The 15,735-nt window shown below is 64.9% G+C and carries 12 protein-coding genes; 9 read left to right on the forward strand and 3 right to left on the reverse strand.

Annotated elements, in window-relative coordinates; all coding sequences use genetic code 11:
• The coding region (locus QZZ33_RS05565) for a hypothetical protein (protein WP_291378764.1) at window positions 1-710 on the reverse strand (710 nt) is incomplete at its 3' end.
• A 383-nt stretch (window positions 711-1,093) separates the two neighbouring features.
• On the opposite strand from QZZ33_RS05565, the gene QZZ33_RS05570 reads away from it, so the two are divergent.
• From QZZ33_RS05570 to prfB, 3 genes are all read left to right on the forward strand, one after another.
• Window positions 1,094-2,497, forward strand: a complete 1,404-nt coding sequence (locus tag QZZ33_RS05570) for an OFA family MFS transporter (protein ID WP_291378765.1) — start codon at window positions 1,094-1,096, stop codon at window positions 2,495-2,497.
• A 403-nt stretch (window positions 2,498-2,900) separates the two neighbouring features.
• A complete protein-coding gene (adhE, locus tag QZZ33_RS05575) occupies window positions 2,901-5,633 on the forward strand; it encodes a bifunctional acetaldehyde-CoA/alcohol dehydrogenase (RefSeq protein WP_291378766.1) in 2,733 nt (910 codons plus the stop codon).
• A 222-nt stretch (window positions 5,634-5,855) separates the two neighbouring features.
• On the forward strand, window positions 5,856-6,962 hold the full coding sequence (prfB, locus tag QZZ33_RS05580) for a peptide chain release factor 2 (RefSeq protein ID WP_291378767.1): 1,107 nt from the start codon (window positions 5,856-5,858) through the stop codon (window positions 6,960-6,962).
• 19 nt (window positions 6,963-6,981) lie between these two features.
• Here the strand turns inward: prfB and QZZ33_RS05585 are convergent, their stop codons facing one another.
• Window positions 6,982-7,389, reverse strand: a complete 408-nt coding sequence (locus tag QZZ33_RS05585; protein ID WP_291378768.1) for a DUF1801 domain-containing protein — start codon at window positions 7,387-7,389, stop codon at window positions 6,982-6,984.
• Between the two features lie 143 nt (window positions 7,390-7,532).
• On the opposite strand from QZZ33_RS05585, the gene ftsE reads away from it, so the two are divergent.
• The 5 genes from ftsE (at window position 7,533) to QZZ33_RS05610 (ending at window position 12,926) form a co-directional block, all read left to right on the forward strand.
• Entirely contained in the window at window positions 7,533-8,228 is a 696-nt protein-coding gene (gene ftsE, locus QZZ33_RS05590) for a cell division ATP-binding protein FtsE (RefSeq protein WP_291378769.1), read from the forward strand.
• Window positions 8,225-9,136 carry a permease-like cell division protein FtsX gene (gene ftsX / locus QZZ33_RS05595; protein WP_291378770.1) on the forward strand — a complete coding sequence of 304 codons (912 nt, stop codon included), beginning with the start codon at window positions 8,225-8,227 and terminating at the stop codon, window positions 9,134-9,136. The genes ftsE and ftsX overlap by 4 nt, the downstream gene beginning before the upstream one ends.
• Window positions 9,133-10,449, forward strand: a complete 1,317-nt coding sequence (locus QZZ33_RS05600) for a peptidoglycan DD-metalloendopeptidase family protein (protein ID WP_291378771.1) — start codon at window positions 9,133-9,135, stop codon at window positions 10,447-10,449. The genes ftsX and QZZ33_RS05600 overlap by 4 nt, the downstream gene beginning before the upstream one ends.
• Before the next feature lie 90 nt (window positions 10,450-10,539).
• Window positions 10,540-11,004 carry an SsrA-binding protein SmpB gene (gene smpB / locus QZZ33_RS05605; protein ID WP_291378772.1) on the forward strand — a complete coding sequence of 155 codons (465 nt, stop codon included), beginning with the start codon at window positions 10,540-10,542 and terminating at the stop codon, window positions 11,002-11,004.
• Window positions 11,005-11,066: 62 nt separating this feature from the next.
• The gene (locus QZZ33_RS05610; protein ID WP_291378773.1) at window positions 11,067-12,926 is read left to right on the forward strand and encodes a DUF2207 domain-containing protein; all 1,860 of its coding nucleotides are present in this window, start codon (window positions 11,067-11,069) and stop codon (window positions 12,924-12,926) included.
• Window positions 12,927-12,949: 23 nt separating this feature from the next.
• Here the strand turns inward: QZZ33_RS05610 and QZZ33_RS05615 are convergent, their stop codons facing one another.
• Complete coding sequence (locus tag QZZ33_RS05615) at window positions 12,950-15,406, reverse strand: MMPL family transporter (RefSeq protein ID WP_291378774.1); 2,457 nt, start codon at window positions 15,404-15,406, stop codon at window positions 12,950-12,952.
• Window positions 15,407-15,533: 127 nt separating this feature from the next.
• Between QZZ33_RS05615 and QZZ33_RS05620 the strand changes: the two genes are divergently transcribed.
• A partial coding sequence (locus QZZ33_RS05620; protein ID WP_291378775.1) for a helix-turn-helix domain-containing protein occupies window positions 15,534-15,735 on the forward strand: 202 nt, incomplete at its 3' end.

A 15,735-nucleotide genomic window follows, 5' to 3' on the forward strand; every position in this document is an offset into this window, starting at 1 on the left:
AGAACGCGCGCTGGCGGGTCGGTCCATTGACCACCGAGGCGCACCCACGCCAGCGCCGCGACCGCTGGCGGAGCCACCATGATGGCCAAGGTAGGGGCGAGGCGCTGGGGGATCGTGCCGAGCACAAAGAGTCTGGTGAGCACGATGGGCATGATGCCGAGCCAGTACACGATGCCGACGCCGTAGAAGTACCACGACACCTCGACGGGCGCGTGGGTGACTCCCGCGAGGGGCACCACCACGTTCCCGACGACGGGAATGAACCATGCGGGATGCACGTGCACGTGCTGGATCTGCGCGTCGGTCGACCAGGTGCGCACCACCCAGATCGTCACGAGGAACATCGCCACGGCTCCCGCCCACCACAGGACGCTCGAGACGCCGCGCGCGTGAGGCAAGAGGGCGACGGCCGCGATGAGGATCGCGATCGGAATGGTCGCGGTGAAGGCGACCTTGACGGGGTGTCTCCACTCGGCACGGACCGAGCTCCAGTGGCGTGTCGCCTTGACGCCGTACGCCAGCAGTAGGGCGAAGAGCAAGGCGACCGTCAGCCACGCGAGCGCCGCTCCCACGTGGGAAGGGAACGCGGCCCACACGTCGGAGGCGCGATTGAACCCGGTCGCCAATCCGCCAACACCCATGGCGATCGAGAAGCTGCCGACGGGCAGGTGGGCGACAGAACGGAGCTGGCCGGTGTCCGGCTCTGACATGAGTTCTCCTCGGTGTGAGCGTGAGTCGAGTGGTACGCCGCCCACTCCCTCGCGACCATACCCCGCTGGGTATAACGTCGTGGGGCCCTTGGTCCCGTTCGTGACCCACAAAGCTCCATGGCCCCGTCGGCGTGGTCCTGGGTGAAAGCGGGACGAGGCCACGGCATGGCGGCCGCGGAGCGCCCGCAAATCGCAGGGGCGGAACGCCGCTCGTTGCCACAGGCAAGCGCGTGTCCGCCCTGATCAGACCTCTCAAGTGAGCGGTCGCCCACCAATGTGGCGACGAAGTCCCTGAAAAACCGGGACTGCGTGACCTACGTCCCGTCAGGATGGGGGACCAGGACCACCAGTATTGGGGCACAGGCATTCGAAGGGAGAAGTCCATGTCGTTTCTTGACCGAGAGGCAACGGTGGCCCCGCCGGGGTATAACCGTTGGCTTGTCCCCCCCGCTGCTCTCGCGGTGCACCTGAGCATTGGGCAGGTCTATGCGCTGAGTGTGTTCAAGACGGCGCTGGAAGAGCGCTTCGACGCGAGCCACACGCAAATCGGCATCATCTTCTCCATCGCCATCGTCATGCTTGGCCTGTCAGCCGCCTTTGGCGGTCGTTGGATGGAGCGCCACGGCCCCCGCAAGACGATGGTCCTCTCGGCACTCTTGTGGTCTCTGGGCTTTGCTGTTGGCTCCATCGGAATCTTCACGACGCAGTTGTGGCTCGTGTACGTCGGCTATGGCTTCATCGGCGGCATGGGCCTGGGCCTGGGGTACATCTCACCGGTCTCCACGCTGATCAAGTGGTTCCCCGACCGTCCCGGCCTGGCAACCGGCCTGGCGATCATGGGATTCGGCGGCGGCGCCATGCTGGCAGCCCCCATGTCGACCATGCTTCTCAAGAACTTGGGCGACACACCGGTCGACGCACTCGGCCCCACGTGGCTTGTTCTCGGCGGCATCTATCTGGTTCTCATGCTGCTTGGCGCCGCAGTGGTGCGCGTGCCTCCCAAGGGGTGGAAGCCAGAAGGCTGGGAGCCGGCTGCTCACAAGGTCAAGGTGTCCTCTGGCGGGCAAGTCAACGCGAAGAACGCCATCAAGACGTTCAGCTTCTGGGCGCTGTGGGTGGTTCTCTTCACCAACGTCACCGCAGGCATCGGCATCCTGGAGAACGCGCAGCCGATGATTCTCGACTACTACCCCGAGGTATCGGCTGCAGCGGCGGCTGGCTTTGTGGGCCTGCTGTCGCTCGCCAACATGGGCGGCCGCATCGGCTGGTCCAGCCTGTCCGACGTGATCGGCCGCAAGGCGACCTACATCATGTACCTGGGCGTTGGCGGATTGGCGTACACGACGATCGCGTTGTTTGGCATGAACGGCATCATCCTGTTCGTGCCGCTGATGGTCCTCATCATCTCGTACTACGGGGGCGGCTTTGCCACGATCCCCGCGTACCTCAAGGACGTCTTTGGGGAGTTCGAGGTGGGTGCCATCCACGGACGCCTGCTCACGGCGTGGTCGGCCGCTGGCATCGCGGGCCCGCTCATCATCAACTCAATTCTCGACAATCTTGAGGGTCGGGGCTACGAGGGGGCAGACCTCTACCGCCCCTCGATGATGGTCATGGTCGGCATCCTGGTGATCGGCTTCATCGCGAACCTCTTGGTGCGTCACGTGCCGGAGAGGTTCCACGAGCACGCCGACTCCGTGCCGGACCACGAGCGCTATGACAACGAGCGCGGAGCTCTTGTCACGGCCGCCGACTCCGACTTGGTCGACAACTGGAAGGATTCCTGACATGGGCAAGTCCAACAATCTGCTCGCCTACGTGCTGTGGGTGCTGGTGGGCTCTGGACTGATCTACGGGATCAGCCAAACCGTCATCAAGGCGGCCGCCCTCTTCACCGACTAGGCACCATCGTGGCCGCCCCGGCGGCAAGATCTCAGAGGCCCGCGCCGACAGGTGCGGGCCTCTGTGCGTCCGGCCGCCGATGCCGTGCGATGTGTGCCTGGGATGGCGCCCCAGAGTCCCGGGTGCGGCGGCGCCGAGTCCTGGGTCTGCGCCGAGCCACCCCCGTTTAATACCCCAGACAGTATCGGGACAGAGGTCCCGGGACCTAGGACTGCTGAGGGACGAGGCAACTGGCATACCGTGGGTAGTGGAACGCCCACCAGGGCAGCCACTAGGAGGACACCCCCCATGACAACAACCGCCCCCAAGGCTGGCACCGAGACCTCAACCGACGCGCCGTCGGTGGCAGCTGCAATCGACGCGCTCGTCGTCAAGGCTCAAAAGGCCCTCGAGGAGTACGCCAGCCGCAGCCAGGAAGACGTCAACCAGTACGTCAAGAAGGCCTCGGTCGCCGCACTCAACCAACACGGCGAACTCGCACTGCTCGCGGTCAACGAGACCGGCCGCGGCGTGTTTGAAGACAAGGCCGTCAAGAACATCTTCGCTTGTGAGCACGTCACCCACTCGATGGGGCCCATGAAGACCGTCGGCGTCATCTCAGAGGACCCGATCACCGGAATCACCGAGATCGCCGAGCCCGTCGGCGTCATTGCGGGAATCACCCCGGTCACCAACCCCACCTCGACCGCGATCTTCAAGTCCCTCATCGCGATCAAGACCCGCAACCCGATCATCTTCGGCTTCCACCCGGCCGCCCAAGAATCCTCCGTCGCGGCAGCAAAGGTGGTGCGCGACGCCGCCGTCGAGGCAGGTGCCCCTGCTGACTGCGTCCAGTGGGTAGAGATTCCCTCGCTCGAGGCGACAGGCGAACTCATGAACCACCCAGGCGTGGCGCTGATCCTCGCCACCGGCGGCAACGCCATGGTGAAGGCGGCCTACAGCTGCGGAAAGCCAGCGCTCGGCGTCGGCGCGGGGAACGTGCCCGCCTACGTCCACAAGTCCGCGAACCTCAAGCGCGCCATCAACGACATCGTGATCTCCAAGGGCTTCGACAACGGCATGGTGTGCGCCTCTGAGCAGGCCGTGATCCTCGACAAGGAGATCTACGCGGAGGCGATGGGGATGTTCGCCCGCCTGCACGCGTACAAGGTCACCAAGGACGAGAAGGCAAAGCTCGAGGAGTACATCTTCGGGGCGACCGCTGGTGGCGCCAACTGCGCCGGCGCCAAGCTCAACCCCAACGTCGTCGGCAAGTCGCCGCAATGGATCGCCGAGCAGGCGGGATTCACCGTCCCTGAAGAGACGTCGATCATCCTCGTCGAGGTGGCAGAGGTGGGAGAGAACGAGCCCCTCACGCGAGAGAAGCTGGCCCCCGTCCTCGCGGTGCTGAAGGCCAACGACACCGAGCAAGGCCTCGTTTACTCCGAGCAGATGGTCGAGTTCCACGGCCTGGGTCACTCTGCCGCAATCCACGCGACAGACGAAGACCTGATCCACGAGTTCGGCACGCGCTGCAAGGCGATCCGCATCATCGCCAACGCTCCTTCAAGCCACGGCGGCATCGGCGACATCTACAACGCGTTCCTGCCCTCGTTGACGCTTGGCTGTGGTTCGTACGGCAAGAACTCGGTGTCGAACAACGTCACCGCAGTGAACCTCATCAACGTCAAGCGCATCGGCCGGAGGAACAACAACATGCAGTGGTTCAAGGTTCCGGCGAAGACGTACTTCGAGCCGAACGCGATCCAGTACTTGAAGGACATGAACGCCGTTGAGCGCGTCACGATCGTGACAGACGCGACCATGACCCGCATCGGCGTGGTCGACAAGATCATCGACGTGCTGCGTCGCCGCTCGAACAACGTCTCGCTACAGATCATCGACAACGTCGAGCCGGAGCCGTCCATCAAGACCGTCACGGCTGGCGCCGAGATCATGAGGGCCTTCAAGCCCGACACGATCATCGCCGTCGGTGGCGGCTCGCCCATGGACGCCGCGAAGGTCATGTGGCTCATGTACGAGCACCCGGACATCGTGTTCTCGGACCTCAAGGAGAAGTTCTTCGACGTCCGCAAGCGCGCGTTCCAGTTCCCCAAGCTGGGCGAACTCGCCAAGCTGGTCTGCATTCCGACCACGTCTGGCACCGGTGCGGAGGTCACGCCATTCGCGGTCATCACCGACACGGAGACGGGACGCAAGTACCCGCTCGCCGACTACGCGCTCACCCCGACCGTCGCGATCGTTGACCCGGTGCTGACCGCCAACCTGCCCGCGCGGGTTGCGGCGGATTCCGGCATGGACGCCCTCACGCACGCCACAGAGGCCTACGTGTCCGTCTACGCCAACGACTTCACCGACGGTCTCTGCCTCCAGGCGATCCGCTTGGTGTTCGAGAACATCGAAGAGTCGGTCACCGTGGGTGGCACGGCCGTCAAGGCTCGCGAGAAGATGCACAACGCCGCGACCATCGCTGGCATGGCGTTCGGCAACGCGTTCCTCGGACTCGTCCACGCGATGAGCCACGTCACCGGATCGATGTACCACGTGGCACACGGCCGCACCAACGCGGTCTACCTCCCGCACGTGATCCGCTACAACGGCAAGGTTCCCACCAAGCCGACGTCGTGGCCCAAGCAGGAGTCCTACGTGGCACCCGAGCGCTTCCAGGAGATTGCGAAGATGCTGGGCCTCGCGCACGAGACCCCAGAGATCGCGGTCGAGGCCTACGCCACCGCCGTGGAGGAACTGCGCGCGAAGGTAGGCATCGAGCCGTCATTCCAGGCAATCGGCGTGGATGAGGCCGAGTTCATGTCGAGCCTGGACACGCTGGCCATGCAGGCCTACGAGGACCAGTGCGCACCCGCCAACCCGCGCCTGCCGATGCTCGACGACATGAAGATCATGATGGAGGCCGCGTACTACGGCATCACGTGGGACGAGGTGAAGAACCGCACGGTCAAGGAGGGAGCCGCAGACTCCAAGGCCGCGACGAAGTCATCCAAGAAGTCGTCAACCAAGTAGTTCCTGATATTTGGCTCACCGCCAGCGGGTTGGGACCCAGGTCCCAACCCGCTGGCGTATTTGGGAGGCATTCTTTTCCGTGGGGAGACGTTGGGAGGGGACACCCAACGCCTCAAGGGGCCGGCGCAATGGGGAGCCGGCCCCTTTCCCCATCTCTGGGCACTTTTCGCGGCTCAAGCCCACCCGTAGGGCGACGCGCCACGGGCACTAGACTCGTCTACCGTGGCTACCGACTTTCCTGCCGAAATCGCGGCACTGCGCAGCACCTACGAGCAGATCGAGGCCGTGCTGGACCCGTTCGCCCTGAAAACCAAGATCGCCGAACTCGAGGATCAGGCATCGGCTCCCGACCTGTGGGATGACCAGGACAACGCCCAGGCCGTCACCAGCGCGCTCAGTGCTGCCACTGGTGAACTGGAGCGTGTCGAGGGGTTCCGCCGCAGGCTCGACGACCTTGAAGTGCTCATCCAGATGGCGGTCGAAGCGGACGATGCCGAGGTGCTGGCCGAGGCCGAACGCGACCTCACCAAGTTGCGCAAGGACCTTGCCGCCATGGAGATTCGCACGCTGATGGCGGGGGAGTGGGACGAGCGCGACGCGGTGGTGACGATCCGCTCCGGCGCAGGGGGCGACGATGCCACCGACTTCGCCGAGATGCTGCTGCGCATGTATCTGCGTTGGGCTGAGCGTCACGGCTATGCGGCCAAGGTGCTCGACACGTCGTACGCCGAGGGCGCAGGCATCAAGTCCGCCACTTTTGAGATCAGCGCCCCCTACGCCTTTGGCACGCTGAGCGTCGAGGCGGGAACGCACCGCCTGGCACGCATCAGCCCGTTCGGCTCGGCCGACAAGCGCCAGACCAGCTTCGCGGCGGTCGAGGTGATCCCGCTGATCGAGTCGACCGACCACATCGAGGTCCCAGAGACGGACATCAAGGTGGACGTGTTTCGCTCCTCTGGGCCGGGTGGGCAGTCGGTCAACACCACTGACTCCGCCGTGCGTCTCACCCACTTGCCCTCCGGCATCGTCGTATCGATGCAGGACGAGAAGAGTCAGATCCAGAACCGTGCGGCCGCCATGCGCGTACTGCAGTCGCGACTCCTGCTACTCAAGAAGGAGCAAGAGGCCGCCCAGAAGAAGGAGCTCGCTGGCGATATCAAGGCGAGTTGGGGCGACCAGATGAGGTCGTACTTCCTGTACGGCCAGCAATTGGTGAAGGACCTGCGCACCGGGCACGAGTCGGGCAACCCCGCCGCAGTGTTCGACGGCGATATTGACGACTTCATCGACGCGGGTATTCGCTGGAGGCGGTCGCTCGACCAGGACTAGCCGCCGACGTTGCGAGGCGTCACGCGCGCTTGCGCAGCTTGTACGTCAATGCCGACTCAAGAAAGTCGGCCAGCTCTCGAGTGCGCAGAGGCTCGCCAGCCGCCACGTGGATGCCGCGGACGCCGTCGTATGCGAAGCGATCCCCGTGCTCCGTGGCGAAGTCTGCGACAAGGGGCGTCTGGCAGCTCGTGTAGACGCCCACCGCATCGTCGTCACCGCGCGCGGCGGCGAGGCGAATGGTAGTCCCTGTGCGCGTGACGTACGCGGGCTGGCCCCACCTGACGGTCTCCTCCACGGGGCCCACCCCTTCGGTCCGCTGGGCGACCTCGTACACCAGCGCGCGCAGCGCCAGCAGGGTGTCCCGGTGTGCGTCGGGGTAGTCGGCAATGGCCGCGGCGACAGGGGCCGCAAGGTCTGGCTCTGGCATGGCTCCACGCTACCGCCGCTGAACCGCACGCACGGATGTGAGGCACGCGACACCCACCAGGCGGCGCGCCCTCCCCGGATCGCGCGTTTCCCATACTTACGATGCGAGTGGCGTGGGTAAGACCCCCCACGCCGAAGGCTGCCGTGATCCGACTCGACAACGTCTCCAAGGTATACGCCAGGGGTGCACGCCCCGCGCTCGACGACATCTCTGTCGAGGTTGAGCGCGGTGACTTCGTGTTCCTTGTCGGGTCCTCCGGGTCAGGGAAGTCGACGTTCCTCAAGCTCATTCTGCGCGAGGAGCGGCCCACGTCGGGCGACGTCCACGTGGCCGGTCGCCACCTCAACAAGCTGTCCAATTGGCGCGTACCCCACTTGCGCCGCGAGATCGGCGCCGTGTTCCAAGACTTCCGCCTGCTGCCCAACAAGACGGTGTTCGACAACGTCGCGTTCGGCCTCGAGGTGATCGGCAAGAAGCGCCACCACGTGCAGTCCATGGTGCCCGAGACTCTCGAACTCGTGGGCCTCGCTGGCAAGGAGAAGCGCCTGCCGCACGAGCTGTCAGGCGGCGAGCAGCAGCGCGTCGCCATCGCCCGCGCCGTGGTCAACCACCCGCCCATCTTGCTGTGCGACGAGCCCACGGGAAACCTGGACCCTGGCACGTCCATCGGCATCATGCGTCTGCTGGACCGCATCAACCGCACCGGCACCACCGTCCTCATGGCGACCCATGATGACGAGATCGTGGACCAGATGCGCAAGCGGGTCATCGAACTCAAGGGCGGCCAGCTCATCCGCGACCAAGACCGCGGCGTGTACGGGGCGGAGGCCTCCGCATGAGGTTGAGATTCATCTCTGCCGAGGTTTTCAACGGCTTGCGGCGCAACTCGACGATGGCTCTGTCCGTCGTGCTCGTGACCTTCGTGTCCCTCACCTTCGTGGGTGCCGCGGCACTCACCCAGATGCAGGTCGACAAGCTCAAGGACGATTGGTACGGCAAGGTCGAGGTCTCGGTCTTTCTCTGTCCAGAGAACTCCCGAAACGTGCAGTGCGCCGCTGGTCGGGCCACCCCGGCTCAAGAGGACGCGATTGAGGACGTGCTGAAGAACGGCTCAGTCGCGCCGCTCGTGGAGTCGGTGGAGTACGAGTCTCGCGAAGAGGCGTTCGAGAAGCTCAGGGAGCGCGACACGGACAATCGCTTTGCACTGCTCACCGCCGACGGCATGCAGGCGAGTTTCAGGGTGAAACTCACCGACCCTGAGCAGTTCGAACTGGTCGCCGACACCGTCGCGGGCATTGAGGGCGTGGACGAGGTCCAGGACCAACGTGAGATCTTCAAGGGCCTGTTCAGTCTGCTCAACGCCGCGACCTTCATCGCCGCCGGGCTCGCTGCGGTGATGCTGCTGGCGGCCGTCCTGCTCATCACCACCACCATCAGACTGAGCGCACTCAGTCGGCGCCGCGAAACCAACATCATGAGGATGGTGGGGGCCTCTCGCGGACTCATTCAGATGCCCTTCATGTTGGAAGGAGCCGTCGCTGCGACGCTGGGAGCGCTGCTAGCGACCACGGGACTGTGGCTGTCCGTGCGCTACCTCATTGAAGATTGGCTTAGGGGATCCGTCACTTTTGTCGATTACATCAGCGGAGACGATGTCTTGGTCGTCGCGCCGTGGCTGCTTGCCATCGCGGTGGCGCTGGCGGTGATGGCGTCTCTCGCGACTCTCGGAAGGTATACACGCGCATGATGAGCTCACCGTGGCGGACTCGCCAGTTCAGGGTGGCGGCGGCGTTGCTGATTGCCGCGATCCTGGGCGCGAGCGCGGGCACTATCGCGCAAGCCGAGGGCTCCGCACCCGCTTGGTCGACGTACGACGATGAAATCGCGCAGGCGAACAAGGACAAGGCGAACAAGGAGAAGCGGGCACGAGACCTTGAGCACGCCTTGGCCGAGACCGATCAAGCGATCGCCAACGCCACGATCCGGCTGACCGAGCTCAACGAGAGACTGCCGATTGTGCAGGAGGAATACCGGCTCGCTCAGGAGCGGTACGACGCCGCGCTGCTACAGCAAAGCATCGTCGCTGCAAAGCTGGAGGCTGCGAGATCGGAAGACGCGGCGCTCACGGAGCAGATCGATGCGGACGACGCCAAGATCGACGAGTTGCGCGACGTGCTCGCCGAGATCGCTCGCGCCGAGTATCAGGGTTCGCGCGAAGATGCGAGCCTCAGCATCTTCTTTGGCGCCCAGACGTCGGACGAGTTTGTGGACGACTACGCGTATCGCGAGACCACGTCTCGCGTGCAGTCCAACACGCTGGCTCAGATGGAAGAGCTCGCCGCCGTCAACCGCAACCGCAAGGCTCGTCAAGAGGCCGTGCGGGAGTACATCGAGGAACTCAAGGTCCAGGCCGATGCCCTTGTGGTCGAGGCGCAACAGGCGAAGGACGCTGCCGAGGCCAAGAAGCTCGAGGTCGAGACTCTCCTCGCAGAGGCCGAGGAGCTCAAGGCGTATCTCGAGTCCCAGCGCGACGCGTACGTGGCGCAGCAAAAGGAACTCGAGGCCGCTCAAGCCGCGCTGAAAGCCGAACTCGAAGCGCTGTGGAAGAAGAAGCTTGAAGAGGAGGCGGTCAACGGCACCGGATCCCTGGTCAAGGGCTTCCTGAGCCCGCCCACCTCGGTGCCGTACATCACCTCGAGTTATGGGTGGCGCATTCACCCGATCTTCGGTTACGGGAGGCTGCACGCTGGAACGGACTTCCGCGCCTATTGCGGTACCCCGATCCTGGCTGCAGCCGACGGTCAGGTCGAGTGGGCTACGTACAGGTACGGCTTCGGAAACCAGGTCATGCTCGATCACGGCGTGGTGAGCGGCAAGGTGTTGTTCACGAGCTACAACCACTTCAGCAGTTTCGCCGTCAGCACGGGTCAGAATGTCAAGCGGGGCCAGGTGGTGGGTTACTCGGGCACCACGGGAACCTCTACGGCGTGCCACTTGCACTTCGAGGTGTACGTCAACGGCTCCACAGTGGACCCAATGAAGTACGTCGCCGACTGGTAAGAGGGCTATCGCCCCTGCGTTGAGGGCTCTACACTGGTAGGTCGCGCCGCTGGGGCGCGATCGGACCCTTGAACGCCAAGGAGGTGAGCCATGTCCGATGCAGTCAAGGTGGTGGCCACCAACCGTTCGGCGCGCCACGACTTCTTCATTGAGGACGTGTTCGAGGCTGGCATCGTCCTGACCGGCACCGAGGTCAAGTCTCTGCGCCAGGGCCGCGCGGCCATCGGCGAGGGCTATGTGTATGTCGACAATGGCGAAGCCTGGTGCGAGAACATCCACATTCCGGAGTACACCCAGGGCACGTGGACCAATCACGCGGTGCGGCGCAAGCGCAAGCTGCTCCTTCACCACGACGAGATCGACGAACTGGCGATCCGCACGCGCGAGAAGGGGCACACCATCGTGCCCTTGCGGCTGTACTTCCTGAAGGGGCGCGCCAAGCTCGAGATCGGGCTCGCGCAGGGCAAGAAGCTGTACGACAAGCGCCAGACGCTGCGAGAGAAGCAAGACAACCGCGAGGCCGAGCGTGCCATGGCGCGCAGGGGCCGGGAGTGATCGCCCGGCACTAGGTCCCGCGACCCTCAACTGGGGCGCAAGAACACGGCATGATGGGGAACATGCGAATTCTCGGTTCCCTTCTCGCCGCGCTCTTCCTCTTCGTCGTCCCTGCCTCTTCGGCGTCGGCGACGACTCAGCCAGACGTTCCTGGTAGAGAGATCACTCGCTGGGATGAAACCTTCGTGCTGGACGCCGATGGTTCGGCTCAGGTGCGCCTCGAGATCGATTTTGACTTTGGCAACGATCCAGGCCACGGGCCGTACCTACTTCTGCCCATCCGTCGGGAGTACAACGACGACTACGACCGCCTCTACAGCATCTCCAACATCAGTGCATCGAGTCCCACGGGCGCTCCCGCTGCCCTCACCGCGATAGCGGGTCGCGACTTCATCGAGGTGAAGGTGGGCGAGGCGAAGATTGACGACGTCTCCGGCGTCCAGACCTACGTGATCAACTACACGGTTGACCGCGTGATGAACGAGACCACCGCCGCAGAGACATACGACGGCGCGGCTGGCGACGAGTTCTACTGGAACGCGGTGGGGGACCAGTGGATCATCCCCATTTCGGACGCGACCGTCACCGTCGCATCCCCCGTTGAGGTCATCGACGCCCGGTGTTTTGCTGGCCGAGCGGGAGTGTCCGACGCCTGCACCGCCGCGTCGGTCGAGGGCAATACCGCCACCTTCAGCCAGGTCTACCTGACGCCAGGGCAGCCCTTCACCGTCGGCGTCCTGTACCCAGCGGGCTCCTTCGAGACCGCGCCGAACCTCACCGAGAGCAGCGACGTCAAGCGGGCTTTCACCCTGAGTGTGGGCACGGGCGTGGCGATGATCGCCATTCTGGTGGTCGGGCTCTTCCTCATCATCAGGAGGCTGCGCACCACCGCCATCGACGAGCAGTACGCAGAACAGATCCCTGGCCTCGGGCCGGTAGGAAGTGTTCTTGGCGACACCGAGCCGCGGGACTACAAGGCGCCGGTGGCGGTGCAGTTTGAGCCGCCGCCTGGCATGCGGCCGGGTCAGGTTGGCACGCTCGTGGACGAGAAGGCGGACACTCGCGACGTGACGGCGACGCTCGTCGACCTGGCGGTCAGGGGTTACCTGCGCATCGACGATCTGGGCGAGCAGAAGTCCGGGCTGTTCTCGAAGGACAAGGACTACCAGTTGGTTCAGTTGCGCGAGAGTGACGACGCGCTGTTCCCCTACGAGGCCATGCTTCTCGATGCGCTGTTCAAGAACCGCACGGAGGTCGCCATGTCGGATCTTCAGACCACCTTCGCGTCGTCGATGTCCTCCGTCCAGAAGCAGTTGTATACGAATGTCACGAACCTTGGGTGGTTCCGCAGCAACCCGCAGACCGCGCGAGCGTCGTGGGCGGGAACTGGCATCGCGTTGCTGATCGCGGGGGTGATGGCGACCATCTGGCTTGCTCAGGAGACTCGCCTGGCCCTGGTACCGACTCCGCTGATCCTGCTGGGTGGGATCATGCTTGCCACCACCATGAACGCGCCCGCCCGGACCGCGAAGGGCACAGCCGCGCTGCAGCAGGCCCGCGGCTTTGAGCTCTACATCTCCAAGGCCGAGGCGAACCAGCTGCGGTTCGAGGAGGGTGAAGACCTGTTCTCCAAGTACCTGCCTTACGCGATCGCCTTTGGCGTGGCCGACAAGTGGGCCAAGAAGTTCGAGGAGCTTGCCAACCAGGGCCGCCAACTGGCGGAGCCGATGTGGTACGGCGGCGTGGCATACGGGACGTTTTGGATGCACTCTGCCGGTCTGGGGGAGCGCATGGACAGTTTCGCCTCACTCGCCGACACCGCAATGTCCGCCCCGACGCCGGGCTCGTCAGGAGGCTCGAGCTTTGGCGGCGGCGGCTTCTCCGGTGGCGGTGGAGGCGGCGGTGGAGGCGGCGGCTGGTGATCTGAGCCGCCGCCTAGGAGCCCCTACGGGTGTGCCGCGGGGATCGGGTGCTCGCGCTCGAGTTGAGCGCCCTCAACGTCCACATCTGGCAGGATCCGGTCGAGCCAGCGCGGCAGCCACCACGCGCTCTCGCCCGCGAGGTGCATGAGCGACGGGACCAGCACCATCCTGACCACGAACGCGTCGAACAGCACGCCCACCGCGAGCCCGAAGCCGATGGAGCGCACCATGGCGAGTTCGGAGAAGATGAAGCCTCCGAACACGGACGCCATGATGATGGCCGCAGCCGTGACGACCGCCCGGCCGTGGCGCACACCCGCCACCACCGAGTGTCGCGCAGACATCCCGTGGACGTACGCCTCGCGCATGCCTGTGGTGATGAAGAGCTGGTAGTCCATCGCCAGGCCGAACAGGATGCCGGTCAGCAGGATGGGCAGGAACGCGAGTAGGGGTGCCGGGTCGTGAACCCCGAACAGGCTCGACATCCATCCCCACTGATACACCGCGGTGACCGCTCCAAAGGCGGCGAAGAGCGACAAGACGAAGCCTGCCGTGGCCAGCACTGGCACGAGGATCGACCGGAACACCACCACGAGGATCACGAGGGACAGCGCCACGACGACGATGAGGTACAGCGGTAGCGCGTCGTTGAGCTTTTCGATGACGTCGATGGATCCCGATGCCTCGCCAGCCACCCCGATCGTTGTCCCATTGTCGAGGGGGGACAGCGCGCGCAGGTCGTGGACGAGCTGTTCCGTCGACTCGCTCGACGGGCCGTCCACGGGAATGACTTGGAAGGCGAAGTAGTCGCGGTCGGCGGAGACGCCGACGGGGGCGACGGAGGCGACGTCCTCGTTGGCGGCGATCACTGACTCGATGTCCACCTGCGTTGCCAACACCTCGTCCTGTGGTGCGGGCTCGGCCAGTCGAGCGGTCACGAGCATCGTGCCGTTGAGGCCGTCCCCGAAGTTGTCGGCAACCGCGAAGTAAGCCTGGTACTGGGTCGACTCTTGAGGCTCTTGGGTGCCGTCTGGCAGGCCGAGGCGCATCGACAGCGATGGTGCCGCGACCACGAGCAGCGCGCCCACCGACGCGACGAGCGCACCAAGCGCCACCACGTTGCGCAGGGGCTTGATGGGCTTCTCTGCAGGGTGCGAGCCGATTCGCTGGCGGGCGCCCCTGCCGAGCACCTTCGCGCCGATGAGGCCCAGCACGGCTGGCGTGAGGGAGATGGCCGACAGCACCGCGATGCCGACGCAGAAGGCGGCGACCGTTCCCATGACGCCCAAGAAGGGGATGCCCGTCACGTTCAGCGCGAGAAGCGCGACGATGACGGTGGCACCAGCGAACACGACGGCATTGCCGGACGTGCCGTTCGCCAGGCCGATCGACTCATGGAGGCTCATGCCGTCGCGGAACTGCTTGCGATGCCGGTTGAGGATGAACAGCGAGTAGTCGATGCCGACTGCGAGGCCGAGCATCACGCCCAGCACCGGCGTGATGGATTGCATGTCTTGCACACCGGAGAACGCGAGTGCCGTGAGCACTCCCACGCCCACGCCAACCACCGAGGTCATGAGTGGTTGGACGGAGGGCCAGAAGGCTCTCATCATGATGCTCAGTACGAGCAAGGCGACGATGACGCCCCCGATCTCGCCCGGTCCAAGCACCCCGGAGACATCGGTGGTGAGTTCAGACGAGAAGTCTGTGCGCACACCCTCAATGGGCGCGGCCTTGATCGCCTCGATCACGGCTTGCTTGTCCTCGGGGGTCAGCGCGTAGGTCTGCTCGGCGAAGGATACGGTCGCGAGAGCGGTCGAGCCGTCCTCAGACACCGTGCGCAGGCTAGCGGCGAAGCCCGCGAGTTGGAGCCCCAGGTCGAGTTGCTCGCGCTGGGCGGCCACCTGGCCGCGCGCGTCGGAAAGCTGGGCCAGACCGTCGTCGATTTGCGCCTGTTGGGCGTCGAACTGGCCCTGGTTTGCTTCATACATTCCGGCGGCCTTGGCTTGCTCGATGGCCGCGTCGAGCTGAGCCTGTGCCTCCGTGAGCTGCTGCTCCGTGGCGTCAAGCTGCGCTACTGCGGCATCGAGCTCGCTCGCGCCGTCGGTCAGCTGCTGGGCTTGCGCCGCGCGCTGCGCCTGCGTGGCGAAGGGGTCCATCGTGCCCTTCACCGGGTCAAGATCCCCCACGGCAGCCAGGACGTCCGTGACGGCCTCCCGCTGTTCCTCTGTGAACGCGGAGCCATCCGTCGTCTGGAAGACCACGCGGGCATTGCCGCCGGTGAGCTCCGGCAGTTCCGCTGAGAGCTCCTGGGTGACGCGCTCGGTCTCGAGCCCTGGGATGGAGAAACTGTCGGCAAGCGTGCCGCCGAATCCAAGGAAAGCCGCTCCTGAGACCACGAGGGCGGCGAGCCATGCGCCGATGACGACGAGGGGGCGACGCGCAGAAGTGCGTCCGAGGCGGTAAAGAAGGTGGGCCACGAGCGGCCTTTCTCACGAGGAAGGGGGACAAGGCGCCGTTGCCTGAGGACAGTGTAGGCAGATCGGGAGAGAAATATCCAACAGGTGTTGTATTTCTTTCCTGAGTGTTCGTTGGCACAATCGACACATGGACGTGCGAGTGGAGAGAACTCGGCGGCGCCTGCAAGAGGCGTTGTTCTCCCTCGCGCGTGAACGCGGGCTTGAGAACGTGGCCGTGAGCGACATCGCGGAGCGCGCGGGAGTCAATCGCAGCACGTTTTACCAGCACTACGCTGACAAGGACACGGTGCTGGCGGATGCCCTCGATCGCATCGCTGGCGAGGCGGGCG

It is taken from the genome of Demequina sp. (assembly GCF_016278775.1).
Taxonomy (GTDB): Bacteria; Actinomycetota; Actinomycetes; order Actinomycetales; family Demequinaceae; genus Demequina.

What these genes read in the sequence shown, in the direction of transcription:
- QZZ33_RS05570 (WP_291378765.1), top strand. Translation starts at nt 1,094, where the DNA reads ATGTCGTTTCTTGACCGAGAGGCAACGGTGGCCCCGCCGGGGTATAAC.
- adhE (WP_291378766.1), top strand. Translation starts at nt 2,901, where the DNA reads ATGACAACAACCGCCCCCAAGGCTGGCACCGAGACCTCAACCGACGCG.
- QZZ33_RS05585 (WP_291378768.1), bottom strand. Translation starts at nt 7,389, where the DNA reads ATGCCAGAGCCAGACCTTGCGGCCCCTGTCGCCGCGGCCATTGCCGAC.
- ftsX (WP_291378770.1), top strand. Translation starts at nt 8,225, where the DNA reads ATGAGGTTGAGATTCATCTCTGCCGAGGTTTTCAACGGCTTGCGGCGC.
- QZZ33_RS05600 (WP_291378771.1), top strand. Translation starts at nt 9,133, where the DNA reads ATGATGAGCTCACCGTGGCGGACTCGCCAGTTCAGGGTGGCGGCGGCG.
- smpB (WP_291378772.1), top strand. Translation starts at nt 10,540, where the DNA reads ATGTCCGATGCAGTCAAGGTGGTGGCCACCAACCGTTCGGCGCGCCAC.
- QZZ33_RS05610 (WP_291378773.1), top strand. Translation starts at nt 11,067, where the DNA reads ATGCGAATTCTCGGTTCCCTTCTCGCCGCGCTCTTCCTCTTCGTCGTC.